The organism is Pseudomonas sp. 22072 (genome assembly GCF_052046095.1).
GTDB lineage: Bacteria > Pseudomonadota > Gammaproteobacteria > Pseudomonadales > Pseudomonadaceae > Aquipseudomonas > Aquipseudomonas paracarnis.
This window is the reverse complement of the sequence record NZ_JBQEQE010000007.1, coordinates 189,862-216,790: the sequence shown is the minus strand read 5'-3', so window position 1 is coordinate 216,790 and position 26,929 is coordinate 189,862. Positions and strand designations below refer to the sequence as shown.

The following is a 26,929-nucleotide window of genomic DNA, read 5'->3' as shown; positions in this document are numbered from 1 at the left end:
AGCGCTAATTCGCAGAGATACGCGCTAGAGCACTCGGACGACTTTCTTTGGGTGATAGTCTTTTGCTACCATGCGCGCCATCAAGCAACACACAGTCTTCATTAGCCTGAAGCCATGCCAGGAAAACTGGCAAAAAAAAGACCCGGCCAAAGAGCCGGGTCAAAAACCGTGATTAGCCTGATGAGGAGATATTCCAAGAGTCCGACCTAAGGTCTCTTGGTCTATCGACTGATCTCGCGATCAGCTGAGTCCAATAATAATCATTATCATTTGCAAGTCAAATGTTTTTATCCGTGGGATAGAAATATTTTTCTTTCATACCTACTAAGCGTTTGCCGCCGCTCCTGGTGCTTGCAACGACCGCTCCACCATCGCCTTCGCCATATCGATCAAATACACCACCGAAAACGCCAGGTCGCGCTGGTTGCCCTGATGGCTGCACGCCGACTCGTAGGCGGTTGCCGCTGCACTGCGCAACAGGTCCGAGGCGTGTATCAGGGCCTCCTCCTGGCTGACTTCGGGTTTGATCGCGAACATGGCCCCGTCCGAATCCGGCGTCGACCGATTTTCTTTCAAGTAGTAGTCCAGTGCGCGCTGGGCCGCGCCACTGTTGCACATGTCGTTTACTTCAGTCAGTTCGGGCGTTGGGTGCGTGCGGGTCGTCATAAGCGGCAATACTCCGGTGGGTGTCGAAATCCTTGGGCTTGATGATAGTACGTATCGTATTCCTGTCGTTTTATGGATTACTACAAACTGTTTATTGCCCGCAAAAACGGGCGCCGTATTGTGATGCGCCATGGATAACTGGATAGCGTTGGTCAAGGCCAACATGAAAGACCGCAAGGTCACGCAGGATGAACTGGCGCGGCGCCTGGGCATGTCCCAGGGCGGCGTCGGCCATTGGCTCAATAAACGCCGTGTGCCGAGCCTGGCGGACATGAACCGTGTGCTCGCCGAACTGGGGTTGGGGTATTTGGAGGTGGCGCTGGAGATTCGTGAACGGGCCGCGCAAGTGCCGGAACTGGACCCCCACTACAATCCGTATTTCCGCTACCCGGTCAGCGACTGGAAGCAGGCCTGCGAGCTGCGTGAGGAGCGTGCGCCTTATAGAACCGAGCGCTACGAATTGACCGATTACCACGCCCGAGGCGAGGCATTCTGGTTGCCGGTGACGGGAGACGCCATGACCGCCCCCACGGGTATGAGTATTGCGGCTGGCATGATGATCCTGGTTGACCCGGCCATCGCACCCGAGCCCGGCAGGCTGGTGGTGGCCCAATGGGCCGGTAACCCCCAGGCCACCTTTCGCCAATTGCAGGAAGAAAGCGGCCAGCACTACCTGGTGCCGCTCAACCCCACTTACCCCAAGGTGCTGCTCACCGACGGCTGCCGCCTCCTGGGTGTGGTGGTGCAAGCCACGGCGAAGTTCTAGTCGGCCGTTTCCAGCTCCACCAGCGCGCTGCCTTCGGCTACCATTTCACCTTCCTGGCAGAACAGCGCCTTGACCACCCCGGCGTGGGGCGCACGGATGCTGTGTTCCATCTTCATGGCTTCGAGCACCACCAGTTGAGTACCAGCCTCAACGGTTTGGCCCACCTCCACGAGCACCCGCACGATGCTGCCGTTCATGGGGGCGGTGAGGCCGCCCTGATGGGATTGATTGGCCTCGACCGCCGCAATCGGGTCGAACAGGCTGACGGCATGCATCTCGCCGTCCCAACGCAGGTACAGGCTGCCTTCACTGCGCACCGCCAGATGAGCACGGCGCACGCCCTGATGTTCAGTCAGCAACTGTTCGCCGCATAACTGAGACGGTTGCCCGGTCAGTGTCACCAACCGATCCTGCCCATTGCAGCTCAGGTGCAGCGACACCTCGGCAGGCAGGCCCGCGCGAAAGCCCTGGTGACTTGCCCAAGGCCCGTCACCCACCGGCAAGCTCTGCATAAACGCCGAGCCCGCCGCTTGCCAGAACTCATCGCTCAAGGCTCCTGGCGTCGGCAACAGCTCACCCTGATAGCGCGGGATAAACCCGGTATCCAACTCGGCCGCGGCAAACGCAGGGTGCCCGATGATGCGCCGCAAAAAGCCCAGGTTGGTCTTGAGCCCGCCGACCGCAAACTCATCCAGCATGCTTAATAAGCGCAGGCGCGCCTGTTCGCGGTCTTCACCCCAGGCAATCAACTTGCCGAGCATCGGGTCGTAGAAGGGCGACACGCTGTCGCCTTGCTCGACGCCGCTATCCACCCGGCGTCCAGGGCCCGGGCTGGACTCGCGGTACAGCGCCAGGTGCCCGGTGGCCGGCAGAAAGTCATTGGCCGGGTCTTCGGCATACAGCCGCACTTCAATTGCATGACCGTTCAACGCGACCTGCTCTTGCGTGATCGGCAGCGCCTCGCCCTGGGCAACCCGGATCTGCCAGGCCACCAGGTCGAGGCCGGTAATCGCTTCGGTCACCGGATGCTCCACCTGCAGCCGCGTGTTCATCTCCATGAAGAAAAACTCGCCACGGGCATCCAGCAAAAACTCCACCGTACCTGCGCCGACATACCCGATGGCCTGGGCAGCGCGCACGGCCGCTTCGCCCATGGCCCGGCGCTGCTCGACACTCAAGCCGGGTGCCGGGGCTTCTTCCACGACCTTTTGATGACGACGCTGGATCGAGCAGTCGCGTTCATTGAGGTACAAGCAATGACCCTGCTGGTCGGCAAACACTTGGATCTCGACATGCCGCGGCTTGAGCAGGTATTTCTCCACCAGCATCTGCCCGTTGCCGAACGACGACAGCGCCTCACGCTGGGCGGAAGCCAGGGCTTCGGCCAGTTGGCTGACGTCCTCGACCACTTTCATGCCCTTGCCACCGCCACCCGCCGTGGCCTTGAGCAGCACCGGGTAGCCGATACGCTCACAGGCGGCGCGGAAGGTCTCCAGGTCCTGGGCCTCGCCGTGATAACCCGGCACAAGGGGTACGCCAGCCGTTTCCATCAAGGCCTTGGCCGCGGATTTGCTGCCCATGGCGTCGATTGCCGAGGCGGGCGGGCCGAGGAAGATCAAGCCTGCCGCCTCGATGGCCCGGGCGAAGCCGGCGTTTTCCGAGAGGAAGCCGTAGCCGGGGTGAATCGCCTGGGCGCCGCTGGCGTGGGCGGCGGCAATCAGCTTGTCGATTTGCAGGTAACTATCGGTGGCCTTGCTGCCGCCCAGGTCGACGCGGATATCGGCTTCACGGCTATGGCGGGCATCGCGGTCGATGGCGCTGTGCACAGCCACGGTGGTCAACCCCATGGCCTTGGCGGTACGCATGACCCGGCAGGCGATTTCGCCACGGTTGGCCACCAGAACGGTGTTGAGTGTGCTCATGAACGCGGCTCCTGGGTTTGCCAACTTGGCGCACGTTTTTGCAGAAATGCACGCAAACCTTCCTGGCCCTCGGCGCTCACCCGGATGCGCGCAATGGCGTTTTCGCAATAGCGGCGCAGCGCGGGGGTGAGGGCACCGTTGCCCACTTCGCGCAGCAAATCCTTACTGGCACGCATGGCCGCCGGGCTGTTTTGCAGCAGGTTGGTGACCCACTGGTCCACCTGTTGATCCAGGCTCTCGGCAGGATAACTTTCCGCCAGCAAGCCGATCTCCCGTGCGCGTTGGCCGCCGAACCGCTCGGCTGTGAGTGCATAACGACGGGCAGCGCGTTCGCCGATGGCCTGCACCACGAACGGGCTGATCACCGCCGGCGCCAGGCCGATACGCACTTCCGACAGGCAGAACTGCGCGTCGTCGGCACCGATGGCCATGTCACAGCAACTGATCAGGCCCAGCGCGCCCCCGTAGGCCGCACCTTGCACCACCGCCAGCGTGGGGATTTTCAGTTTGGACAGGTTGTACATCAGCTCTGCCAGTTCCCGGGCGTCGTCCAGGTTGGTGTGGTAGTCCAGCTCGGCCGATTGCTGCATCCAGGCCAGGTCGGCACCGGCGCTGAAGTGCTTGCCACGCCCGCGCAGTACCAGGAAGCGCAGGGACGGGTCGCCTTGTACGCGGTCAAGGGCCAGGATCAGCTCGCGGATCATCTCGGCGTTGAACGCGTTGTTCTTGGCTTCGCGGCTGAGCCACAGCGTGGCAAAGCCACGGCGGTCGGTGATCAGTTCGAGGGTGTTGAAGTCGCTCATGCAAGGAGCTCCATGATAATGAGAGGCCTCCTGTAGGAGCGAGCTTGTTGTGGCGAGCAAGTTTGCTTGCGCTGGGGTGCGCAGCGCCCCCAAAAAAGCCGGGACTGCTGCGCAGTCAGCGGGAGCAAGCTCCCTCGCCACAACAGGCGCGCTCCTACAGGTTACATGCGGAACACGCCGAAGCGGCTCGGCTCGATGGGGGCGTTCAGTGCGGCGGACAAGGCCAGGGCCAGCACGTCACGGGTCTGCAGCGGGTCGATCACGCCGTCATCCCACAAGCGCGCGCTGGAGTAGTAGGGATGGCCCTGGGTTTCATACTGGTCGAGGATCGGCTGCTTGATCGCGGCTTCCTCCTCGGCACTGAAACCGTTGCCGGCGCGCTCAGCCTGTTCGCGCTTGACCTGCGCCAACACCCCGGCGGCCTGTTCGGCCCCCATCACGCCAATGCGTGCGTTGGGCCACATCCACAAAAAGCGCGGGTCGTAGGCGCGGCCACACATCCCATAGTTACCCGCACCAAAGCTGCCACCGATGATCACGGTGAATTTCGGCACCTTGGCGCACGCCACGGCGGTGACCAGCTTGGCGCCGTGCTTGGCAATGCCGCCGGCTTCGTACTTCTGGCCGACCATGAAGCCGGTGATGTTTTGCAGGAACAGCAGCGGAATCCCGCGCTGGCAGGCCAGTTCGATAAAGTGCGCGCCTTTTTGCGCGGCTTCGGCGAAGAGGATGCCGTTGTTGGCCAGGATCGCTATCGGGTAGCCATGCAAGTGCGCAAAGCCGCACACCAGGGTCGTGCCGAACAGGGCCTTGAACTCATCGAACACCGAGCCGTCCACCAGCCGTGCGATGACTTCGCGCACATCAAAGGGTTGCTTGGCATCCGCCGGGATCACGCCGTACAACTCTTCGCTGCTGTACAGCGGCGCCACCGGCGAGCGTTGCAGCAGCTCACCCTGCTTGCGCCAATTGAGGTTGGCCACGCTGCGCCGCGCCAGCGCCAGGGCGTGCTCATCGCTGTCGGCATAGTGGTCGGCCACGCCCGAGACCTTGCAGTGCACATCGGCACCGCCCAAGTCTTCGGCGCTCACCACTTCACCGGTGGCGGCCTTCACCAACGGCGGGCCGGCGAGGAAGATGGTGGCTTGCTGGCGCACCATGATCGCTTCGTCGGCCATGGCCGGCACGTAGGCGCCGCCGGCGGTGCACGAGCCCATCACCACGGCAATCTGGGGAATGCCCTGGGCGCTCATATTGGCCTGGTTGAAGAAGATCCGCCCGAAATGCTCACGGTCGGGGAACACCTCGTCCTGGCGCGGCAGGTTGGCGCCGCCGGAGTCCACCAGGTAGATACACGGCAGGCGGTTCTGCTCGGCGATGGTCTGGGCGCGCAGGTGTTTTTTAACGGTCAGCGGGTAATAGGAGCCGCCTTTGACCGTGGCATCGTTGGCCACAATCATGCATTCGACGCCTTCCACCCGGCCGATGCCGGCAATCACCCCGGCAGCCGGGACGTCTTCGCCATACACCTGGTGGGCGGCCAGTTGGCTCAGCTCGAGAAACGGCGAACCCGGATCGAGCAGACGGTTGATACGCTCGCGGGGCAACAGCTTGCCGCGTGACGTGTGGCGTTCCTGGGCCTTGGCGCCGCCACCTTGATGGACGTGGGCGAGCAGGCTGTGCAGGGCGTCGACCTGTTCAAGCATCGCCGCGTGGTTGGCGGCGAATTCCGCCGAGCGCGGGTTGAGCTGGGTGTGCAAGGTGGCCATGGGCGTGCTCCTTCAGCGGGTTTCGTTGAACAGTTCGCGACCGATCAACATCCGCCGAATCTCACTGGTGCCCGCACCAATTTCGTAGAGCTTGGCGTCACGCAGCAGGCGCCCGGCGGGGAATTCATTGATATAGCCATTGCCGCCCAGAATCTGGATTGCATCCAGGGCCATTTGCGTGGCGCGCTCGGCGCTGTAGAGGATCACGCCCGCAGCGTCCTTGCGCGTGGTCTCGCCGCGTTCACACGCCTGCGCCACCGCGTAGAGATAAGCGCGGCTGGCGTTGAGCTGGGTGTACATATCGGCGACCTTGCCCTGGATCAACTGGAATTCGCCGATGCTCTGGCCGAACTGCTTGCGGTCGTGGATGTAGGGCACGATCAAGTCCATGCATGCCTGCATGATCCCGGTAGGGCCACCGGAAAGCACCACGCGCTCGTAGTCCAGGCCGCTCATCAACACTTTCACGCCGCCATTGAGCACGCCGAGGATGTTTTCTTCGGGCACCTCGACGTCGTCGAAAAACAGCTCGCAGGTGTTGGAGCCGCGCATGCCCAGTTTGTCGAATTTGTTGCTGCGGCTGAAGCCTTTCCAGTCGCGCTCGACGATGAAAGCGGTGATGCCGTGGGGGCCTTTTTCCAGGTCGGTCTTGGCGTAGATCACATAGGTGTTGGCGTCCGGGCCGTTGGTGATCCAGGTCTTGCTGCCATTGAGTACGTAATGGTCGCCGCGCTTGTCGGCGCGCAGTTTCATCGACACCACGTCGGAACCGGCATTCGGCTCGCTCATGGCCAGGGCGCCGATGTGCTCGCCGCTGATCAGCTTGGGCAGGTACTTGAGTTTTTGTGCGTGTTTCCCGTTGCGGTTGATCTGGTTGACGCACAGGTTGGAGTGCGCCCCGTAGGACAACGCCGCCGAGGCCGAGCCACGGCTGATTTCTTCCATGCTCACCACATGGGCCAGGTAACCGAGGCCGGCACCGCCGTATTCCTCGGGCACGGTGATGCCCAGCAGGCCCATGTCGCCGAACTTGCGCCACAGGTCGGCGGGGAACAGGTTGTCGAGGTCGATCTGGGCCGCGCGCGGTGCGATCTCCTTGGCCACGAAGGACTGCACCTGGTCGCGCAGCATGTCGATGGTCTCGCCGAGGGCGAAGTTCAGGGACGGGTAACTCATGGACAGGCACCTTAATGTGAGCTTTGTTGTTGTGTGGGCAGGGCGCGAGAGGAGGGCGCTCACCTTTACGTTAACGTAAGCTTGCGTTGCGGCGCTGTCAATCGTAGTTTACGTATACGTCAACCTACAAAAAAGATAACAGGGGTCGTTATGGATCAACCGAACCAGAGTTACAGCCGTGGCTCCCAGGACAAGGCCTTGCTGGCCATGACCATTGGCCAGGCATTCGATCACACCGTTGCGCAGTATCCAGACAGCGAAGCCTTGGTGGTGCGCCACCAGCAGCGGCGCTACACCTGGCGGCAGCTGGCCGAGACAGTTGAGCTGCACGCCCGCGCATTCATCGCCCTGGGCATGCAAACCGGCGACCGCCTGGGGATCTGGGCACCTAACTGTGCCGAGTGGCTGATCTGCCAGGTGGCGAGCGCCAAGCTCGGGGTGATCCTGGTCAATATCAACCCGGCCTATCGCAGCAGTGAATTGGACTACGTGCTCAAACAATCCGGCTGCCAATGGCTGGTATGCGCCGGTTCGTTCAAAAGCTCCGATTACCACGCCATGCTCCAGGCATTGAAACCCGAGCTGCGCGGCCTCATCAGCCTGGACCCCAGCCCGCCGCCGGAATTCATGCCCTGGTCGCAGTTGGCGGCGCTTGGCGCAGGCGTGCCGCCCGAGCAACTGCAAAGCCGTCAGGCCAGCCTGCATTTCGATCAACCTGTGAATATCCAGTACACCTCCGGCACCACCGGCTTCCCCAAGGGCGCCACCCTCAGTCACCACAACATCCTCAATAACGGTTACATGGTCGGTGAAAGCCTGGGCCTGACGGCAGGGGACCGCCTGGTGATCCCAGTGCCGCTGTACCACTGCTTCGGCATGGTCATGGGCAACCTCGGTTGTATCACTCACGGCACCACCATGATCTACCCCAATGACGGCTTCGACCCGTTGCTGACGCTGAGCGCCGTCGCCGAAGAACAAGCCACCGGCTTATATGGCGTGCCGACCATGTTTATCGCGCTGCTCGATCACCCACGCCGGGCCGAGTTCGAGGTGTCCAGCCTGCGCACCGGGATCATGGCCGGGGCGACATGCCCGATCGAGGTGATGCGTCGGGTCATCCATGAGCTGCACATGGCAGAGGTGCAGATTGCCTATGGCATGACTGAAACCAGCCCGGTGTCGCTGCAGACCGGCGCAGATGACGATATCGAACGGCGTGTTACCACGGTGGGCCGCACCCAACCGCAACTGGAAACCAAGATTGTCGACGAGGCCGGTAACACCGTGGCCCGGGGCGTGATCGGTGAACTGTGTACACGCGGCTACAGCGTGATGCTCGGTTACTGGAACAACCCCGACGGCACTCGCGAGTCCATCGATGAGGCCGGCTGGATGCACACCGGCGACCTGGCGACCATGGATGAGCAGGGTTACGTGTGCATCGCCGGGCGTAACAAGGACATGATCATTCGCGGTGGCGAGAACGTTTACCCGCGGGAGCTGGAAGAGTTTTTCTTTACTCATCCGGCCGTGGCGGACGTGCAGATCGTTGGCATCCCGGATGAACGTTATGGCGAAGAGATTGTTGCCTGGATCAAGTTTCATCCCGGTCAAGTGGCCAACGAGCTGGAGTTGTTGAGCTGGTGCAAGGACCGCATCGCCCATTTCAAGACGCCCAGGCATTTCAAATTCGTGGATGAGTTTCCGATGACAGTCACGGGCAAGATCCAGAAGTTTCGCATGCGCGAGATTTCCATCCAGGAGCTGCAAGCGCGCTGACAACGTCAACCCCCTGTGGGAGCTGGCTTGCCTGCGATGGCGGCCTGACTGCCGGCCCACATCTACCTGATACCCCGCGAACCTGCTGTGCCACCAAAATAGTGAAACCCAGAAAGCACAAAGGGGACCCGAAGGTCCCCTTTAATTTGTCGTTGCGTGCTCTTTTCTTATTATTGAGGGGCGGCCTGTTGTTGTTTTTGGTAGCCGTGGCCCGTACCGCTTTTTTGGCGACCCCCATCCGGGGTCAAGAGCAAACGTATTTTTTTGAACGCTGACCTGCTTCTTCGTAAACGATCCAACCAGTGGGTAGCTACCTGAGGTAGTTTTATTTTTCTCTATCCGGTTGCGGGTTGCGGCATGCCGTACCCTGGGAAGCACATCTTCTCCAAAAAAATCTGTTAGCTGCGTCTCTGCCGTGTTGTTTTTGTTATGTCAGAGTCGTTTCGTCTTATTTTTATTAGGTTTGGCGCTTTTTATTCTTGTTATGCCATAGAGATAGCAGAAGGCGTGCCAACTTTTTAAAAGCCTTTAAAATCAACAAGTTGGTTTTTTGTCAGTATTTTCTTTCAGTTTGCACGGCGGATTTTGTTCCCGCGTTACCCGTTATGCCGGTGTGCGGTAACACATTGTCACAGCTGTGCTACTCACCTGCGTTACGCACCTTCGCCACGCGGGAACCCGTAGGCCGTCCCAGCACCTGGCTGATCTGCTGGCCGGCGCCAATCAAGCGTTCCAGGTCGATACCCGTGTCGATACCCAGGCCGTTGAGCAGGTACAGCACGTCCTCGGTAGCGACGTTACCGCTGGCGCCCTTGGCGTAGGGGCAGCCGCCCAGGCCTGCGATAGAGCTGTCGAACACCGTGATGCCCTCCAGCAGGCTGGCATAGATGTTGGCGATGGCCTGCCCGTAGGTGTCGTGGAAGTGCCCGGCCAGCTTGTCCCGTGGCACTTGCGCGCCGACCACTTCGAACAGGCGCCGGGTAGCGCCCGCCGTGCCGGTACCGATGGTGTCGCCCAAGGACACTTCATAGCAGCCCATGGCATACAGCTCGCGGGCGACGGCCGCCACTTGCTCCGGGGCGATATCGCCTTCATAGGGGCAACCCAGTACACAGGACACATAGCCGCGCACGCTGACGCCGTGCTGCTTGGCGGCGGCCATGATCGGTGCGAAGCGCTCCAGGCTCTCGCTGATGGAACAATTGATATTGCGTTGGGAGAACGCCTCGGACGCCGCCGCGAACACCGCGACTTCCTTGACCCCGGCCGCCAGCGCATCCTCGAACCCGCGCAGGTTCGGTGCCAGTGCGCCATAGGTCACGCCGGGCTTGCGCTGGATCTGCGCAAACACTTCGGCTGAACCTGCCATTTGCGGCACCCATTTGGGCGAGACAAAACTACCGACTTCGATATAGCTCAAGCCAGCGGCGCTCAAGGCGTCTACCAATCGGACTTTATCCGCCACGCTGATGGGCTGGGCTTCGTTCTGCAAACCGTCGCGCGGGCCGACTTCAACCAGGCGTACGTGGGAGGGGAGGGACATGGCAGTTACCTTCTGGTCAATGGCCGGCTTGGCTGATGGTCTGCGCCAGGGCCTGGGTGCAACGCTCTTCAGCGGTGTCCAGTTCCAGCTTCATCTGTTCGATATCCAGCAGTTGCTGTTCCAACTGTTCACGGCGTTCGGCGATCTTGGCCAGCATGCTGTTGAGTTGGATCTGGTTGCCGCCGGTGGGGTCGTAGAGTTCGATCAGTTCGCGGCATTCGGCCAGGGAGAAGCCGATGCGCTTGCCACGCAGGATCAGCTTGAGGCTGACCTTGTCCCGCGCCGAGTAAATGCGCTCCTGGCCTCGACGTTCGGGGGCCAGCAGGCCTTGTTCTTCATAGAAACGAATGGCGCGGGTGGTGATGTCGAGCTCGCGGGCGAGGTCGGAGATGCTGTAGGTGGTGCTCATGGCGGTGCTCAAGGAAGTCTTGGCGCTAAGCTAATTGCAGGTTGACGTAAACGTCAAGGCTGCTGGGCTTTCTTTTCCTGGGCCGTCACCTGCTGGCACAACTCGATCATCTGTTCACGCATCCAGCGGTTCGCCGGGTCCTGGTCGGTGCTTTCGTGCCAGTACAAATGGGTTTCCAGCGGCGGCACGCTGTTGACTGGCAGTTGGAACCAGTGCAGTTCATGACGACGGGCGAAACGCTCGGGCACGGTCATCACCATGTCGGTCTGTTGCAACACCTGATAGGCCATCAGGTAGTGCTGGGAACGCAGGGCGATCTTGCGTTGAATGCCCATCTTGCCCAAGGCCAGGTCCACATAGCCCAAACCGTTGCGGCGGCTGGAGATATGGATATGGGTCAGCGACAGGTAATCATCCAGGGTGAATTTATCCTTGCCCGCCATCGGGTGGCCCTTGCGCATGGCGCACACGTAGCGGTCTTCCATCAGCTTGACGTGACGCACCTGCGGGTCGGTATTGAGCGGCGCATCCACGGCAAAATCCAGGCGCCCGGCGGCCAGTTCCTTGGTGGTTTCGCGACGTTTGGACAGGAAACTCTCGATCATCACGGTAGGCGCCAGGCGACGCAGGCGCTGGAACAGCAGCGGCAGGATCACGGCCTCGGTCAGGTCGGTCATGCTGATACGGTAGGTCTTGGCCGCCTGCTGCGGGTTGAAGATGCGGCTTTCCTGCACGGACACGCGCAGCAACGACAACGCATTGCGCACCGGGCCGATGATGTTTTGCGCCATGGGCGTGGGCACCATGCCTTGGGCGGTACGCACGAACAGCGGGTCGTTGAAGGTCTCGCGCAACCGCGCCAGGGCGTTGGACACCGCCGGCTGGGTGATACCCACGATCTGGCCGGCGCGGGTCAGGTTGGCTTCGGTGTAAATCGCGTCGAAGACAATAAAGAGGTTGAGGTCGACCTTGCTCAGATTCATTTCGTTGCGCTCTTATTGTGAGGTGCTCATACACCGATCATATATCGGTGATGAATGTTAATACACGGCGAGAATAGGCTAGGTAAATTATCAGCGCTGTTCTAGCATCGAATGCATGACCTAAACAACCTCTCAAAGAAGGGAGCTGCTCATGGATTTCGCCTATTCGCCCAAGGTTCAGGAACTGCGTGAACGCGTCACTGCGTTCATGGACGCTTATGTCTACCCGGCCGAACCGGTGTTCGAACGCCAAGTCAGCGAAGGTGATCGCTGGCAGCCCACGGCGATCATGGAAGAACTCAAGGCCAAGGCGAAGGCCGAGGGCTTGTGGAACCTGTTTCTGCCGGAATCCGAACTGGGCGCTGGCCTGACCAACCTTGAATACGCACCCTTGGCGGAAATCATGGGCCGCTCGTTGCTCGGCCCGGAGCCATTCAACTGCTCCGCTCCCGACACCGGCAATATGGAAGTGCTGGTGCGCTACGCCAACGAAGAACAGAAACAGCGCTGGCTCGAACCCTTGCTGCGCGGCGAGATTCGCTCGGCTTTTGCCATGACCGAACCGGATGTGGCTTCCTCGGACGCCACCAACATGGCCGCCCGCGCCGAACGCCAGGGCGACGAGTGGGTGATCAACGGCAAGAAGTGGTGGACCTCCGGCGCCTGCGACCCGCGCTGCAAGATCCTGATCTTCATGGGCCTGAGCAACCCCGATGCACCGCGTCACCAGCAGCACTCGATGATCCTGGTGCCGGTCGATACCCCAGGCGTGAAAATCCTGCGGCCGCTGCCGGTATTCGGCTACGACGATGCGCCCCACGGCCATGCCGAAGTGCTGTTCGACAATGTGCGTGTGCCTTATGAAAACGTGTTGCTGGGCGAAGGCCGTGGCTTCGAGATCGCCCAGGGCCGCCTTGGCCCTGGCCGCATTCACCACTGCATGCGTTCGGTCGGCATGGCCGAACGCGCATTGGAGTTGATGTGCAAACGCTCGGTCAGCCGCACTGCCTTCGGCAAGCCTTTGGCGCGGTTGGGCGGCAATATCGACAAGATCGCCGACTCACGCATGGAAATTGACATGGCCCGCCTGCTGACCTTGAAAGCGGCGTACATGATGGACACCGTGGGTAACAAAGTGGCGAAAAGCGAAATCGCCCAGATCAAGGTGGTGGCGCCGAATGTGGCCTTGAAGGTCATCGACCGCGCGATCCAGATGCACGGCGGCGCCGGGGTGTCCAATGATTTTCCGCTGGCCTATATGTACGCCATGCAACGCACCCTGCGCCTGGCCGACGGCCCGGACGAAGTGCACCGTGCGGCGATTGGCAAGTTCGAGATTGGCAAATATGTGCCTCGGGAATTGATGCGCGGCGGGCAGTAACACTGATGATGATCGTTCCCACGCTCTGCGTGGGAACGCCTCCCGTGACGCTCTGCGTCACCCTCTCAAGAGCGGACGCGGAGCGTCCAGAGCGGCATTCCCACGCGGAGCGTGGGAACGATCTTCAATGATCTTCAGTACACCCAAACCTCCACTCGCCGATTCTTGATCCGGCCTTCATCCGCAGTATTGGCCGCCACCGGCATCTGCGCGCCAAACCCGCGAATATCCTTGAGCACCACGCCGCTCTTGACCAGCTCTCGGCGCACTGCCATCGCCCGCAACTTCGATAGCAGCGCCGCACGTTGCGGATCATTCTTGGTGTCGCCAAACCCCACCAGCGTCACCTGTTTATTCAGCTTGCCGTGGCTTCTGATATAGGCGACCACCCGCTGCACATCCTGGCGCGCCTTATTGTCGAGGCTGGCGCTGCCCTCGTCGAAGCGAAAATTCACCGTCAGGCGCTGAGCGTCTCGGGCGATGGCCTGGTAATCGTCGGGCATCGACGGGCGCGGCGCCACACCGATCGCTTGCACCTGCTGGGCGATGAAGCCATTGGCAGCCACAATCGCCTGGCCCTTGCTGCCTTGGGTAAACTCCACCAACGCCTTGGCCCATGGGTTGCGGGAAGAGGGCGGCAAGTAGAAGAACAGCCGACGTGACAGCGGGTAATCCTCGGTGGCGATCAGGCTGGTCAGCGGCAACATCGGTTGCGAGTCGCCGTCGACAATCGCCACCGCCTTGGCCTGGCGCACAGAGGGCAGGCCAATAAAACCGATGCCCTGGGGGTCCTGGCTCACCGCATCGGAAAGCTGTTCGCTGGATTCAAAGCGCTTGGCCAACGGCGCGAGCGGTTGGCCGCGGCGGCTCAGCACCAGTTCCCGGAAGGTGTCGAAGGTGCCGGATTGATCATCCCGGGCATATAAATGAATGGTCCCGCCTGTACCTCCCAGTGCCTCCCAGGTGCTGACCTCGCCGTTGAAGATTTGCGCCAATTGCTCGGTGTTGAGGCTATTGAGCGGGTTGCGCGGGTTGACGATGATTGCCAGGCCATCAATGGCGATCACATGCTCGGCGCCTGGGGTTTTCAAGTCCCCCAGGGGGTCGAGGTCCACCAGCTCGCTGTCATTGATCGGGCGGGACGCGGCGGCGAGGTCGGCGCGATTGTTTTTCAGCGCCGCAAAGCCGGTGCTGGAACCGTGGGCCGCCACCTCGATGGTGACCGTCTGGCCTTGGCGTGTCTTGCCGACCACGCGCTGCTCATTCACCCCGGCACCCGGTTCAGCACGCACATCCTGCAAGCCCTGATACTCCATCAAGCCTTTGACCAGCGCCGGGCCGAGTGCCGCGCCGATGGTGTTGGAGCCCTGGATGCGCAGGGCCGGGCCTTGGTCGGGAATGGACAGAGGGGCCGCCACGGCGGGGAGTGCGATTGCAAAACACAGGAACAGAACGCGCAGCATCATGCCGGCACCTTCTTAGGCCAAAGGGAGTGCCGCAAGATTAAGTCAGTTGGATTGCAGCCATATGACCGACACGGGGCTGGCACCCCTGATCTCCTGTAGGAGCGAGCTTGCTCGCGAAAAACGTCAACGATAACGCGGGCTTCCTGAATAAACGCGGCGCCCTCAAGTTCTTCGCGAGCAAGCTCGCTCCTACAATCAGCTCAGTTCCAACCAGATCGGCGCATGGTCCGACGGTTTCTCCAGCCCACGCAAATCATAGTCCACCCCCGCGTCCTTGACCCGAGGCACCAACCCGGTGGACGCCAAGATCACGTCGATGCGCAGCCCGCGCTTGGGCTCGTCCTCAAAGCCACGGCTGCGGTAATCGAACCAGCTGAAGCGGTCGGTCACATCCGGGTTGAGGTGGCGGAAGCTGTCCACCAGGCCCCAGTTCTTCAAGCGTGCCATCCACTCGCGTTCTTCCGGCAGGAAGCTGCACTTGCCGGTTTTCAGCCAGCGCTTGGCGTTGTCGGCGCCGATGCCGATGTCGCAGTCCTCTGGGGAAATGTTCACGTCGCCCATCACCACCAGCGCCTGGTCATTGCTGAACTGGCTTTCCAGCAATTGCTGCAAGTCTTCATAGAAGCGCTGCTTGGCCGGGAACTTGGTTGGGTGGTCGCGGCTTTCGCCTTGGGGGAAGTAGCCGTTCATGATGGTCACTGGGTGGCCGTTTTCATCGGCGAAGGTGCCCCAGATAAACCGGCGCTGGGCGTCTTCTTCATCGCTGGCAAAGCCTTTGTGCAAGCTCAACGCTTCTTTGCGCGAAAGCAGGGCCACGCCGTAGTGGCCTTTCTGCCCGTGGTAGTACACGTGATAACCCAGGGCCTGCACTTCGGCCAACGGGAACTGATCATCGTGGACCTTGGTTTCCTGCAAACCGATCACGTCCGGTTGATGCTTTTCAATCAGCGCCGCCAACTGATGAGGGCGAGCACGCAGCCCGTTGATATTGAAGGAGACGATTTTCATGGTCGGCAGTCCAGTCTGGCAAAAGGGCGATGCTAGCCGACAAGTCGGATGGGGGCCAGCGTGGCGGCAGGATGAATGCGCTGCTAATGTCTGGGAACGACTGGAGCTGTGCAGGTTCGTACCCATAAGAACGCCATGTTTGAGTGGCGCCCAGGGAGATTGACTGTTATGCCAGACACTTCGACGGCCACTGCCGAAATCCGCCTGCTCAATAGCGGCTACTCCCGTGAAGCGCGATCCCTGCTGTACCAGGCGTATCGCCATGAGCCGACCTTTGCCTATATCTTCGAAGCCGAGCGGGCGGGCTATGAGCAGCGAGTACGTGCCACTGTGCGCGAACTGGTCAAGCAGCATTTTTTCCAGAAACTCCCGGCCATCGGCCTGTTCGTCAACGACCGGCTGATCGGCATTGCCCTGATTGCACCGCCCCAGCGGCGCCTGGGCATCACCGAAAGCTGGGCCTGGCAAATCCGCATGTGGCTGAGCACCGGCGTGCGCGGTACGCGGCGTTACCTGGAATACCATCATGCCGTCATGGCGTGCCTGCCCAACACGTCTGTGCATGTGCTGCCGCTGCTGGGCATTCACCCGCAGTTCCAGGGCAAGCACCATGGTGAGCAGTTGCTGGAAGCGGTACACAATTGGTGTGCCGACGACCCGCATTCATCCGGCGTGGTGCTCGACACCGGTAACTCCCGTTATTTGGATTTCTACAAGCGACAGGGCTATGAGGAAATCGGCGAAGTCGCCGTAGGGCCGGTGCGCGAGCATGTGTTTTTCCATCCCAATCCCCAGGCGTTACATCCTGCAACGGCTTGAGACAGAATTATTCAGAAGAATCCGGGTTCATAGTTCCTCTCTCGCTCGTGTAGCATCCGCGCCTATGAAGTTTCCAGGAAGATTTACCAGCGGCTTGATTCTGCTGTTCACGAGCTGCGGCGCATTGGCGCAAAGCGAACTGGACGTGCGGATCAAACCCTCGAACGACGCGCTGAAAGCCAACATCGAAGGCTATATCGGCGGTGTGGGCGATCGTGATGAAGAAGCCTTGCTGCGGTTCAGCCGTGGCGCCGAGGAGCAGGCGCGCAAAGCCGCGCAGGCCCTGGGCTACTATCAGCCACAGATCAACAGCGAGGTGAAGGGCGGCAAGAACCCGCGCCTGACCCTCACCATCGACCCCGGCGAACCGGTGCACTTGCGCGACGTCACCATAAGGGTCGATGGCCAGGCTGCGAGCCTCAAGGCGTTTCGCGTGCCCGCCAGCGACGACCTCAAGCCCGGCGCCGTGCTCAATCACGGCCATTACGAAGACGCCAAGCGCCTGATCCAGAACCAGGCCTCGCGCTACGGGTTTTTCAGCGGGCGCTTCACCAGCCAGAAACTTGCCATAGACCCTCAAGCGGGCGTGGCCGACATCGAACTCATTTACGACAGCGGCCCACGCTACAGCATGGGCAAGGTCAGCTTCACCGGCGACACGCCCTTTGATGAAGAGCTGTTGCAGCGCATGGTGCCGTTCAAGCCCGGCACACCCTATGACTCCGAACTGGTCGCCGAACTCAACCAGAACCTGCAAGCCAGTGGCTTCTTCGAAGGCGTGCGCGTCGACGCCAGCCCCACCGCCGCCACCGATGATGTGATCCCGGTGGCGGTGCAACTGGACACCCGCAAGCCGCGCACCATGGGCCTGGGCCTGGGTTATTCCACTGACGTCGGCCCACGGGGCAAAGCCAACTGGACGCGCCATTGGGTCAACCCACAGGGCCACAGTTATGGCTGGGAAGCTGAACTGTCGGCGCCACGGCAGAACGTCGGGTTGTGGTACGACATCCCGCTCGACCCGCCGCTCACTGACAAATTGCGCTTTGCTGGCGGCTACCAGAATGAAGAGATCGCTAACACTGACACCCTGAGCAAGCTGCTCACCATCGGCCCCGAATGGCACAGCAAGTTGCCCAGTGGCTGGACGCGGGTGATCTCCCTCAAGTACCAGCGCGAAGAATATCGCCTGGGCAATGACTCGGGCCTGAGTAACCTGCTGATGCCTGGCGTGAGTTATTCCTACCTGCGCAGTGACAACCGCATCGACCCGCACCATGGCTACCGCCTGATGTTCGACACCAAGGTCGCCAAAGAGGGCCTTGGGTCCGACACCAACTTGCTTTACGGCACAGCGACGGTCAAGGGCTTGACCACCTTGTGGGACAACCACCGCTTCCTGGGCCGTGCGCAATTTGGCGGCAGTGCCACCAATGGCTACAAATCCGTGCCTCCTTCCTTGCGCTTCTTCGCCGGTGGTGACCAGAGCGTGCGCGGCTACGAGTACCAGACGCTATCGCCCGAGAACGATCGCGGCGACCGCATCGGCGGCCGCTACATGGTGGCCTTGAGCGCTGAGTATCAATATTCCATCACCGATAAATGGCGTATCGCGACCTTTGTCGACCAGGGCAACTCGTTCAACAACCTGGACTTGCCCAGCCTGAAAACCGGCGTGGGCGTCGGCGTGCGCTGGGTGTCGCCGGTGGGGCCGATTCGCCTCGACCTGGCCCATGCCCTCGAAGATCCGGGCGGCATTCGCTTGCACTTTTCCATGGGGCCTGAGCTGTGATGCGTGGTTTGAAAATAGCGGGGCTGGCGTTGGTTGCCATCCTCGTCTTGCTGTTGTTGGCGCTGTGGTCAGTGCTTGGCACCCAGGCGGGCAGTCGTTGGGCCTTGGCCCAGGTGCCAGGTTTGAGCGTGGAAAATTTCCAGGGGCGCCTGGGCGGGCAGTGGAGTGCCGATCATTTGCTGTGGCAGCAGGATGGCAGCCGCGTCGAGCTGAATGCACCGACGTTTGACTGGTCCCCCGGCTGCCTGCTGCGCATGACCCTGTGCATCAACCGACTGGATGTGGAACAGGTCAGACTGGAATTCGCCCCCAGTGCCGAAGAGAGCGACAGCGGGCCGATTCAACTGCCCGACCTGAAGCTGCCGGTTTCGCTCCAGTTGGGCGATGTTCGCATTGGCAGCCTGCTGTTCAACGGCAATGAAGAATTCAAGGGCCTGCAACTGGTGGCGCATTGGACTACCGCCGGCCTGCAGATCGACTCGGTGCATCTGCAGCGCGACGATCTGGTACTGGACCTCGCCGGTCTGCTGCAACCCAGCGGCGATTGGCCGTTGAATGCCACCGGTAACCTGAGCTTGCCCTATGCGCCGGGCGGCGCGCCCTGGAGCGTTGCTCTCAAGCTCGACGGCGACTTGCTCAAGACCCTCAAGCTCGACGCCGACAGCAGCGGCTATCTGCCGGCCAAGCTCACTGGCGAGCTGCAACCCCTGGTGGAAAACCTGCCGGCGCAGGTGCACATCACCTCCGAGTCGTTCAAACCCAGCGCAGACCTGCCCGATACCCTGCAACTCAACCAACTGGACTTGAACGCTAAAGGCGACCTGAGCAATGGCTACCAGTTGCTAGGCAAGGCCGTGCTACCGGCCGAAAACGGCCCGGTGGATTTACTGCTCAAGGGCAAGGTTGACGCCAAGGGTGCCCAGATTGCCGGCCTGGACCTGACGGCCGGCGACAAGCAAAGCCTCAAGCTCAGTGCCAACCTGGACTGGCAACAAGGCTTCAGCGCGGACGCCAAGATCGACTGGCTGGACTTCCCCTGGCATCGCCTCTATCCGGTCATCGACGAACCGCAAGTGGCCTTGCGCACCTTCAACGGTGAAATCTCCTATAAAGACGGCAACTACCTGGGCAATCTCAAGGCTGACCTCGACGGCCCGGCGGGCAAGTTCAATGTGGTCACCCCCTTCAGTGGCGACCTCAAGCAGGTCTTCCTGCCTGAGCTGAAACTGAGTGCCGGCCAAGGCAAGGCCGAAGGCCACCTGAACCTGCAATTTGCCGACGGCATTGCCTGGGACACCGCCCTGGATCTGTCGGCGCTGAACCCGGCCTACTGGGTCGCAGAGTTACCCGGCACCCTGGCCGGGCCGCTGCGCAGCAAAGGTGAGTTCAAGAACGAACAACTCAAGCTCAACGCTGACCTCGACCTCAAGGGCCGCCTGCGCGGGCAAACCGCTGTGCTGGCGGCCAAGGCCGAAGGCGCCGGCGAACAATGGACCCTCGCCAACCTGGACATCCGACTGGGCGACAACCGCATCAACGGCAGCGGCAGCCTGCAACAGCGTCTGGCCGGGCAGATCGACATCAAGCTGGCGCGCCTGGCCCAGCTCTGGCCGCAACTGCGTGGGCAAGTCAACGGGCGTGTCGAAGTGGCCGGCACCTTGAAAGCCCCGCAAGGCAAACTCGACCTCAAGGGGCAGCAACTGGCCTTTGCCGACAATCGTCTGCAAAGCCTCAACTTGGACGCCAACCTCGATAGTGCCCAGCGCGCCAAGCTGGACCTCAAGGCCAACGGCATTCAAAGCGGCGAGACGCAAGTCGGCAACCTCACCGCCAGCGCCCAGGGCGATATCAAGAACCAGAAAGTCCAGCTGGCGCTGACTGGCCCGCTGGTCAAACTGGCCCTGGCCCTGGACGGCAACCTCGACAAAGACAACTGGCGCGGGCGCCTGGCCAGTGGCGACGTGCAAGCCGGTGGCCAAGACTGGCGGCTGCAAGCCCCGGCGAAGATCGAACGCCTGGCCGATGGCAAGCTGACCTTTGGCGCGCACTGCTGGGTCTCCGGCGGCGCCAGCCTGTGTGGTGAAGACCAGCGCCTGATGCCCGAGCCGAAGTTGCGTTACCACCTCAAGCAATTCCCTCTCGACAGCCTCGCGGGGTTCTTGCCCAAAGACTTCGCCTGGCAGGGCAGGCTCAACGCCGATGTGCAACTCGACTTGCCCCAGAGCGGCCCAAAAGGTGTGGTCGCGGTGGACGCCAGTGGCGGCACCTTGCGCGTGCGCGACAAGGGCCAGTGGCTGGATTTCCCCTACGACACCCTGAAGCTGGAAACCACCCTCAATCCCAAGCGCATCGACACCCAGCTGAATTTCCGTGGCGGCAAGCTTGGCCAATTGTTGTTGCAGGCGCAGATCAATCCGCTGCCGAGCAACAAGCCGATCACCGGCAATTTCAGCCTTACGGGTCTGGACCTCGCCGTAGCGCGGCCCTTTGTACCCATGGTGGAAAAACTCAGCGGCAAACTCAACGGCAATGGCCGCATCTCCGGCGGCTTGCTCGCGCCCCTGGTCAACGGCAACCTGAACCTGGTGGACGGTGAAGTCTCCGGGCCGGAACTGCCCATCAGCCTCGAGGGCCTGAACCTGCAGGCGCAAATCGCCGGCGAAAGCGTGCAGCTCAACGGCGGCTGGCACAGCGGCAAAGCCGGGCAGGGCAGCCTCAAGGGCCAGATCGACTGGGGCCGCGCCCTGGTGGTCGACCTCAGCCTCAAAGGCTCGCAACTGCCGGTCACCGTGGAACCCTACGCCAAGCTGGAGGTAGCACCCGACCTGAAGATCAGCCTAAAGAACGACAAACTGGCGATTGCCGGCAAAGTCCACATCCCCCGTGGCGATATCACCGTGCGCGAACTGCCGCCTTCGACGGTCAAGGTGTCCGACGACACCGTGATCATCGGCAGCCAGACCGAAGAGGGCAAAGCGCCGATGGCCATGGCCATGGATATCGACGTGGAAGTGGGTGAGGACCAGCTCAACTTCGCCGGCTTCGGCCTCACCGCCAAGGTTCAGGGCCATGTGCATATCGGCGACAACATGGACACCCGTGGTGAGCTGTGGCTCAACGACGGCCGCTACCGTGCCTACGGCCAGCGCCTCAATGTGCGCCGCGCACGCCTGTTGTTCGCGGGGCCCTTGGACCAGCCGTTCCTGGATATCGAAGCGGTGCGCATCGTTACCGAATCCAGCCGCACGGTCACCGCAGGTATCCGCCTGAGCGGCAGCGCCGAACAACCCACCACGCAGATCTTTTCCGAGCCGGCCATGGCCCAGGAAGATGCGTTGTCATACCTGGTGCTGGGCCGTTCGCGCACCAACACTGGCGAAGACAACAACATGCTCGCCGAAGCCGCCCTGGGCCTGGGCTTGATGGGCAGCGCTGGCGTGACTTCGGATATTGCCAATAAGCTGGGGATTCAGGATTTTGATCTGGACACCCAGGGTACGGGTAACAGCACCGCCGTGGTGGCCAGCGGCAAGATCAACGAGAAGCTCAGCTTGCGTTATGGGGTAGGGGTGTTCGAGCCGGCTAACACCATTGCCTTGCGCTACCTGCTGAGCAAGAAGGTGTACTTGGAAGTGGCCACGGGCGTAGCGAGTTCCCTGGATATCTTCTACAAGCGCGATTTCTAAACCTTGCCCGATCAAAAAATGTAGGAGCGAGCTTGCTCGCGAAAAACGNTGCACGCGGTGCCCGTGAGTTTTTTCGCGAGCAAGCTCGCTCCTACAAAAAGCCTTAACTGGACTCTCGCTGATTTGATTGCTGTCCAAGGCTCTAAGTTACTCAACTACCAAGCAACCTAATTATTCCATTTGACATTCGCTGCCTAAGCAGTAACATCTCGTCACACATTCACTGCCTAGGCAGTAATAAGGTGACTTTCGATGCCTCACTTCACCCCTGACAACTTCCACAACTGCCATCTCGGGCTGTTGCTGGGCCGCGCCGCGATCCTCAAGGACCGCATCATCGACACCCATATGGAACCCCACGGCATCACCGCCGCGCAGTTCAAGGTGTTGATCATCATGGCCCAGTTCGGCGTCGATACCCCGGCGGAGCTGTGCCGCAACCTATCCCTGGATAGCGGTTCGATGACGCGCATGCTCGACCGTCTGGAGCAAAAAGACCTGCTCAGCCGCAAGCGTTCCGAGCTGGACCGGCGCCAGGTGCAGTTGGTGCTGACCGCCGAGGGCCAGCGCCTGGCGGACATGCTGCCGCACATCGGCGCCAAGGCTCTCAACCAGTTGGCCGGTGTGCTTGAGCCGGGCGAGCTGGAAACCCTGGAGCGGATCCTGAAGAAAATGCTGATCGCTGCGGGTGACCCCATCACGATCCAGCGGGTAGGTAGATCATGAACACACGCGCATTCAGCCTGGTGCTGGCGGCGATGACGTTGGCCGGTTGTGCCAACTACAGCGGCCTCGACACCCAGGGCCAGCGCCTCGACGCCAATACCCTGCACACCGGCAAATCCCTGAGCGGCGTGACGCTGTCGAGCGCCGCCTGGCCGGCCGCTGACTGGTGGAAAAGCTTGGGCGACCCACAGCTTGACGGCCTGATCCAGGAAGCCCTGCAGAACAGCCCCGACATGCAAGTCGCCGACGCCCGCGCCCACCAGGCCGAAGCGGCGGCCTATGCCGCCAACGCCGCCCGTATGCCGACCCTGGATGCCAGCGCCGGCGTGAGCCGTTCGCGCCTGGCCAAGGACCAGGACCCACGCGGGCAGGGCGATGCCTATTCGACGGTGCGCAACATCGGCGCCAGCTTCAATTACAACTTCGACCTGTGGGGCGGCCAGCGCGCCGCCTGGGAAGCGGCGTTGGGCGAGGCCCGTGCTGCCGAAGTCGACCAGCAGGCCGCGCGCCTGACACTGGCCGCGAACGTGGCCAAGGCCTACAGCGACCTGGGCCAGGCCCATATCGTGCGTGACCTGGCCGTGGATGACCTCAAGCGTACCCGCCAGATGCTCGACCTGAGCAAGCGCCGCCTGAGTTCCGGTATCGACAGCGAGTACCAGTTCCAGCAGACCGAGAGCCTGGAAGCCAGTTCTCAGTCGCAACTGATTGACGCGGAAAAACAACTGCAAAGCGCCAAGATCGCGTTGGCTGTGTTGCTCGGCAAAGGCCCGGACCGCGGTGACGAGTTGGCGCGCCCAGCGGTGCTCAAACCCAGCGCCGTGGCCGTGCCGGCGGTGTTGCCAGCCGAGCTGCTTGGCCGTCGCCCGGACCTGGTCGCCGCACGTTGGCGCGTAGAGGCCGCGAGCAAGAACATCGCTGCCAGCAAGACCCGCTTCTACCCCAACCTCAACCTGAGCGCGAGCGCAGGTGCCGAGTCGTTGCTGGGCGATGCGATGTTCGGTTCGGCCAGCCGCTTCTTCAACATTGCGCCGACGATTTCGCTGCCGATCTTTGACGGCGGCCGTCTGCGTGCTGATCTCGATGCCCGCGACGCCGACTACGACCTGGCCGTGGCCCAGTACAACAAAACCCTGGTGCAAGCCTTGGGCGATATCGGCAACAGCCTGTCCCAACTGCGCGACACCGGGCGGCAGATCCAGGCCCAGCAACATGCCGCCGACATCGCGCAGCAGTCCTACGACACCGGGGTGCAACGCTACAGCTCAGGCATCGGTAACTATCTGGATGTGCTCAGCATCGAGCAGCAATTGCTGCAGGCCCAGCGTCAGCTGGCCACCCTGAATGCGGCGCAGATCGACCTGTCGATTCAATTGATGCAGGCCCTGGGTGGCGGGTACCACGTCAACAGCGTGGCCGCGACCACCCCAGCTACACGCACGGAATAATTTGAGGTATTTGTCATGGCCACTGCCGACAGCAACAACGCAACCGAACAACCCAAAGACACCAACCCCCGCAAACGCAAAGTGATGCTGATCGGCCTGGCGCTGATCGTCATCCTGAGTGTGGTGGGCGTGTGGGCCTGGTATGAGTTCTACGGGCGCTTCAATGAAAGCACCGACGACGCCTATGTGAACGGCAACGTGGTGGAAATCACCCCGCTGGTCACCGGCACCGTGGTCAGCATTGGCGCCGACGATGGCGACCTGGTCCATGAAGGCCAGGTGCTGATCAACTTCGACCCCAACGACGCCGCCGTCGGCCTGCAGAGTGCCCAGGCCAACCTGGCCCGCACCGTGCGCCAAGTACGCGGCCTGTACAGCAACGTCGATGGCATGAAAGCCCAGGTCAATGCGCAGAAAGCCGATGTGCAAACCGCCCAGGACAACTACAACCGCCGCAAGACCCTGGCCCAGGGCGGCGCGATTTCCCAGGAAGAACTGTCTCACGCTCGCGACAGCCTGACCGCCGCCAAGAACGCCTTGACCAACCTTGAGCAACAACTGAAAACCACCAATGCCCTGGTGGATGACACCGTGATTTCGTCCCACCCCGATGTGCAAGCGGCCGCCGCGCAACTGCGCCAGGCGTACCTGACCAATGCGCGCAGCACCTTGATCGCGCCGGTCACCGGCTATGTGGCCAAGCGCACCGTGCAACTGGGCCAGCGCGTCCAACCGGGCACCGCGCTGATGGCGGTGATCCCGCTGGACCAGCTGTGGATCGACGCCAACTTCAAGGAAACCCAACTGCGGGATATGCGCATCGGCCAGCCGGTGGATATCGAGTCGGACATCTACGGCAGCGACGTCAAGTACAGCGGCACCGTCGACAGCCTTGGCGCCGGCACGGGCAGCGCGTTCGCCTTGCTGCCCGCGCAGAACGCCACCGGCAACTGGATCAAGATCGTGCAGCGGGTACCGGTGCGCATCCATATCAACGCCGAAGAGCTGGCCAAACACCCGCTGCGAGTGGGCTTGAGCACCGTGGTCAACGTAGACCTGCACGACCAGAGCGGCCCGGTGCTGGCGCAACAGGCGCCGCAAAAAGCCTCGTTCACCACCAACGTGTATGACCGCCAATTGGCCGAGGCCGATGCCATGATCAACCAGTTGATCCATGACAACAGCGTCGCCGCTCCCAAGGCTGCGCAACGCTGATGAGCAATAACGCCTCGTTCACGCCACCCAGCCTGTTGATGGCCACTATTGGCCTGTCGCTGGCGACCTTTATGCAGGTGCTCGACACCACCATCGCCAACGTGGCGTTGCCGACTATCTCCGGCAACCTGGGGGTGAGTTCGGAGCAGGGCACCTGGGTGATCACTTCGTTTGCGGTGAGCAACGCCATCGCCTTGCCGCTCACCGGTTGGTTGAGCCGGCGCTTTGGCGAGGTGAAGCTGTTCTTGTGGGCGACCCTGCTGTTCGTGCTGGCGTCGTTCCTGTGCGGTATCTCTACCTCGATGCCTGAGCTGATCGGCTTTCGGGTGCTGCAAGGCTTGGTCGCCGGGCCGTTGTATCCGATGACCCAAACCTTGTTGATTGCAGTCTACCCGCCGGCCAAGCGCGGCATGGCCCTGGCGTTATTGGCGATGGTCACGGTGGTCGCGCCGATTGCCGGGCCCATCCTCGGCGGCTGGATCACCGACAGCTACAGCTGGCCGTGGATCTTTTTCATCAACGTGCCCATCGGGATTTTTGCGGTGATGGTGGTGCGTGCGCAGCTGAAAAAGCGCCCGGTGGTCACCAGTTACCAGCCGATGGACTACGTTGGGCTGCTGAGCCTGATCGTCGGTGTGGGCGCCTTGCAGATCATCCTCGACAAGGGCAATGACCTGGACTGGTTCGAGTCCAACTTCATCATCATTGGTGCGGCCATTTCGGTGATTGCCCTGGCGGTGTTCGTGATCTGGGAGATGACCGACAAGCACCCGGTGGTCAACCTGCGACTGTTCGCGCACCGTAACTTCCGGATCGGCACCATCGTGTTGATCCTGGGTTATGCGGGCTTTTTCGGCATCAACCTGATCCTGCCGCAGTGGCTGCAAACCCAGATGGGCTACACCGCCACCTGGGCCGGGCTGGCAGTGGCGCCCATCGGCATTTTGCCGGTGCTGATGTCGCCGTTCGTGGGCAAGTACGCGCACAAGTTCGACCTGCGCCTGCTGGCGGGCCTGGCGTTCCTGGCGATTGGCTTGAGCTGCTTCATGCGCGCCGGTTTCACCAACGAAGTGGACTTCACCCACATCGCCATGGTGCAGCTGTTCATGGGCATCGGCGTGGCGCTGTTCTTCATGCCTACCTTGAGCATCCTCATGTCCGACCTGCCGCCGCACCAGATTGCCGACGGCGCGGGGCTTGCGACCTTCCTGCGCACCTTGGGCGGCAGCTTCGCGGCCTCGCTGACAACCTGGATCTGGATTCGCCGGGCCGACCAGCACCATGCCTACATGAGCGAGAACATGACCGTCTACGACTCGACCACCCGCGATGCGTTGCAGGCGCTGGGTGGGGCAGGGCAGAAGGCCTATACCCAACTGGACCAGATTCTCACCAGCCAGGCGTACATGATGTCCACTGTGGATTACTTCACGTTGCTGGGGTGGATGTTCATGGGCTTGATGTTGCTGGTGTGGCTGGCCAAGCCACCGTTCACGGCGAAGGCCGGGCCTGCGGCTTCGGGTCACTGATTGTAAGGTCAGCGCGGTCCCTGTGGGAGCTGGCTTGTGT

At 61.6% G+C, this 26,929-nt stretch carries 20 protein-coding genes; 10 read left to right on the top strand and 10 right to left on the bottom strand.

Annotated features, from left to right (window positions below; translation table 11 throughout):
• Nucleotides 1-324 precede the first annotated feature (324 nt).
• Nucleotides 325-618 carry a DUF6124 family protein gene (locus ACTJLA_RS10150; RefSeq protein ID WP_054917372.1) on the bottom strand — a complete coding sequence of 98 codons (294 nt, stop codon included), beginning with the start codon at nucleotides 616-618 and terminating at the stop codon, nucleotides 325-327.
• Nucleotides 619-796: 178 nt separating this feature from the next.
• Here ACTJLA_RS10150 and ACTJLA_RS10145 point away from each other — a divergent pair, with 178 nt between their 5' ends.
• On the top strand, nucleotides 797-1,432 hold the full coding sequence (locus ACTJLA_RS10145; RefSeq protein WP_072446076.1) for a LexA family protein: 636 nt from the start codon (nucleotides 797-799) through the stop codon (nucleotides 1,430-1,432).
• Here ACTJLA_RS10145 and ACTJLA_RS10140 read toward each other — a convergent pair.
• The 4 genes from ACTJLA_RS10140 to ACTJLA_RS10125 all read right to left on the bottom strand — a co-directional run bounded on the left by ACTJLA_RS10140 (nucleotide 1,429) and on the right by ACTJLA_RS10125 (nucleotide 7,102).
• On the bottom strand, nucleotides 1,429-3,354 hold the full coding sequence (locus tag ACTJLA_RS10140) for an acetyl/propionyl/methylcrotonyl-CoA carboxylase subunit alpha (RefSeq protein WP_057974932.1): 1,926 nt from the start codon (nucleotides 3,352-3,354) through the stop codon (nucleotides 1,429-1,431). The genes ACTJLA_RS10145 and ACTJLA_RS10140 overlap by 4 nt on opposite strands.
• Nucleotides 3,351-4,157, bottom strand: coding sequence for a gamma-carboxygeranoyl-CoA hydratase (locus ACTJLA_RS10135; RefSeq protein ID WP_034127920.1), 807 nt, complete (start codon nucleotides 4,155-4,157; stop codon nucleotides 3,351-3,353). The genes ACTJLA_RS10140 and ACTJLA_RS10135 overlap by 4 nt, the downstream gene beginning before the upstream one ends.
• A 161-nt stretch (nucleotides 4,158-4,318) precedes the next feature.
• Entirely contained in the window at nucleotides 4,319-5,926 is a 1,608-nt protein-coding gene (locus tag ACTJLA_RS10130) for a carboxyl transferase domain-containing protein (protein ID WP_072446074.1), read from the bottom strand.
• Nucleotides 5,927-5,938: 12 nt separating this feature from the next.
• On the bottom strand, nucleotides 5,939-7,102 hold the full coding sequence (locus ACTJLA_RS10125) for an isovaleryl-CoA dehydrogenase (protein ID WP_314546143.1): 1,164 nt from the start codon (nucleotides 7,100-7,102) through the stop codon (nucleotides 5,939-5,941).
• 150 nt (nucleotides 7,103-7,252) lie between these two features.
• On the opposite strand from ACTJLA_RS10125, the gene ACTJLA_RS10120 reads away from it, so the two are divergent.
• A complete protein-coding gene (locus ACTJLA_RS10120) occupies nucleotides 7,253-8,884 on the top strand; it encodes an AMP-binding protein (RefSeq protein WP_313043655.1) in 1,632 nt (543 codons plus the stop codon).
• A 640-nt stretch (nucleotides 8,885-9,524) separates the two neighbouring features.
• On the opposite strand, the gene ACTJLA_RS10115 is transcribed toward ACTJLA_RS10120, so the two are convergent.
• From ACTJLA_RS10115 to ACTJLA_RS10105, 3 genes are read right to left on the bottom strand one after another with little or no spacing between them, the layout of a single operon-like run.
• Nucleotides 9,525-10,427 carry a hydroxymethylglutaryl-CoA lyase gene (locus ACTJLA_RS10115; protein ID WP_034127916.1) on the bottom strand — a complete coding sequence of 301 codons (903 nt, stop codon included), beginning with the start codon at nucleotides 10,425-10,427 and terminating at the stop codon, nucleotides 9,525-9,527.
• A 16-nt stretch (nucleotides 10,428-10,443) separates the two neighbouring features.
• On the bottom strand, nucleotides 10,444-10,836 hold the full coding sequence (locus tag ACTJLA_RS10110; RefSeq protein WP_003192195.1) for a MerR family transcriptional regulator: 393 nt from the start codon (nucleotides 10,834-10,836) through the stop codon (nucleotides 10,444-10,446).
• A gap of 53 nt (nucleotides 10,837-10,889) precedes the next feature.
• Nucleotides 10,890-11,819, bottom strand: coding sequence for a LysR family transcriptional regulator (locus ACTJLA_RS10105; protein WP_034127915.1), 930 nt, complete (start codon nucleotides 11,817-11,819; stop codon nucleotides 10,890-10,892).
• Between the two features lie 151 nt (nucleotides 11,820-11,970).
• On the opposite strand from ACTJLA_RS10105, the gene ACTJLA_RS10100 reads away from it, so the two are divergent.
• Entirely contained in the window at nucleotides 11,971-13,200 is a 1,230-nt protein-coding gene (locus ACTJLA_RS10100) for an acyl-CoA dehydrogenase (protein ID WP_034127914.1), read from the top strand.
• A 134-nt stretch (nucleotides 13,201-13,334) separates the two neighbouring features.
• Here the strand turns inward: ACTJLA_RS10100 and ACTJLA_RS10095 are convergent, their stop codons facing one another.
• Together ACTJLA_RS10095 and xthA are read right to left on the bottom strand one after the other, a co-directional pair.
• Nucleotides 13,335-14,666: a phosphate ABC transporter substrate-binding/OmpA family protein gene (locus tag ACTJLA_RS10095; RefSeq protein ID WP_314546157.1), complete on the bottom strand. Its 1,332-nt coding sequence runs from the start codon at nucleotides 14,664-14,666 to the stop codon at nucleotides 13,335-13,337.
• A gap of 195 nt (nucleotides 14,667-14,861) precedes the next feature.
• Nucleotides 14,862-15,674: an exodeoxyribonuclease III gene (gene xthA, locus ACTJLA_RS10090; RefSeq protein WP_198790541.1), complete on the bottom strand. Its 813-nt coding sequence runs from the start codon at nucleotides 15,672-15,674 to the stop codon at nucleotides 14,862-14,864.
• 168 nt (nucleotides 15,675-15,842) lie between these two features.
• On the opposite strand from xthA, the gene ACTJLA_RS10085 reads away from it, so the two are divergent.
• The 7 genes from ACTJLA_RS10085 to ACTJLA_RS10055 all read left to right on the top strand — a co-directional run bounded on the left by ACTJLA_RS10085 (nucleotide 15,843) and on the right by ACTJLA_RS10055 (nucleotide 26,889).
• Nucleotides 15,843-16,493 (top strand): GNAT family N-acetyltransferase, encoded by a 651-nt coding sequence (locus tag ACTJLA_RS10085; protein ID WP_034127911.1) that lies wholly within the window; start codon nucleotides 15,843-15,845, stop codon nucleotides 16,491-16,493.
• A 64-nt stretch (nucleotides 16,494-16,557) separates the two neighbouring features.
• A complete protein-coding gene (locus ACTJLA_RS10080) occupies nucleotides 16,558-18,285 on the top strand; it encodes an autotransporter assembly complex protein TamA (protein WP_197901007.1) in 1,728 nt (575 codons plus the stop codon).
• Nucleotides 18,285-21,971 carry a translocation/assembly module TamB domain-containing protein gene (locus ACTJLA_RS10075; RefSeq protein WP_314546171.1) on the top strand — a complete coding sequence of 1,229 codons (3,687 nt, stop codon included), beginning with the start codon at nucleotides 18,285-18,287 and terminating at the stop codon, nucleotides 21,969-21,971. Before ACTJLA_RS10080 ends, ACTJLA_RS10075 begins: the two co-directional genes overlap by 1 nt.
• Before the next feature lie 252 nt (nucleotides 21,972-22,223).
• Nucleotides 22,224-22,697, top strand: coding sequence for a MarR family winged helix-turn-helix transcriptional regulator (locus ACTJLA_RS10070; RefSeq protein WP_014718945.1), 474 nt, complete (start codon nucleotides 22,224-22,226; stop codon nucleotides 22,695-22,697).
• Nucleotides 22,694-24,145 (top strand): efflux transporter outer membrane subunit, encoded by a 1,452-nt coding sequence (locus ACTJLA_RS10065; RefSeq protein ID WP_054897284.1) that lies wholly within the window; start codon nucleotides 22,694-22,696, stop codon nucleotides 24,143-24,145. Before ACTJLA_RS10070 ends, ACTJLA_RS10065 begins: the two co-directional genes overlap by 4 nt.
• Before the next feature lie 15 nt (nucleotides 24,146-24,160).
• A complete protein-coding gene (locus ACTJLA_RS10060) occupies nucleotides 24,161-25,360 on the top strand; it encodes an HlyD family secretion protein (RefSeq protein WP_034127907.1) in 1,200 nt (399 codons plus the stop codon).
• Nucleotides 25,360-26,889: a DHA2 family efflux MFS transporter permease subunit gene (locus ACTJLA_RS10055; protein ID WP_003192178.1), complete on the top strand. Its 1,530-nt coding sequence runs from the start codon at nucleotides 25,360-25,362 to the stop codon at nucleotides 26,887-26,889. The genes ACTJLA_RS10060 and ACTJLA_RS10055 overlap by 1 nt, the downstream gene beginning before the upstream one ends.
• Nucleotides 26,890-26,929: the final 40 nt, after the last annotated feature.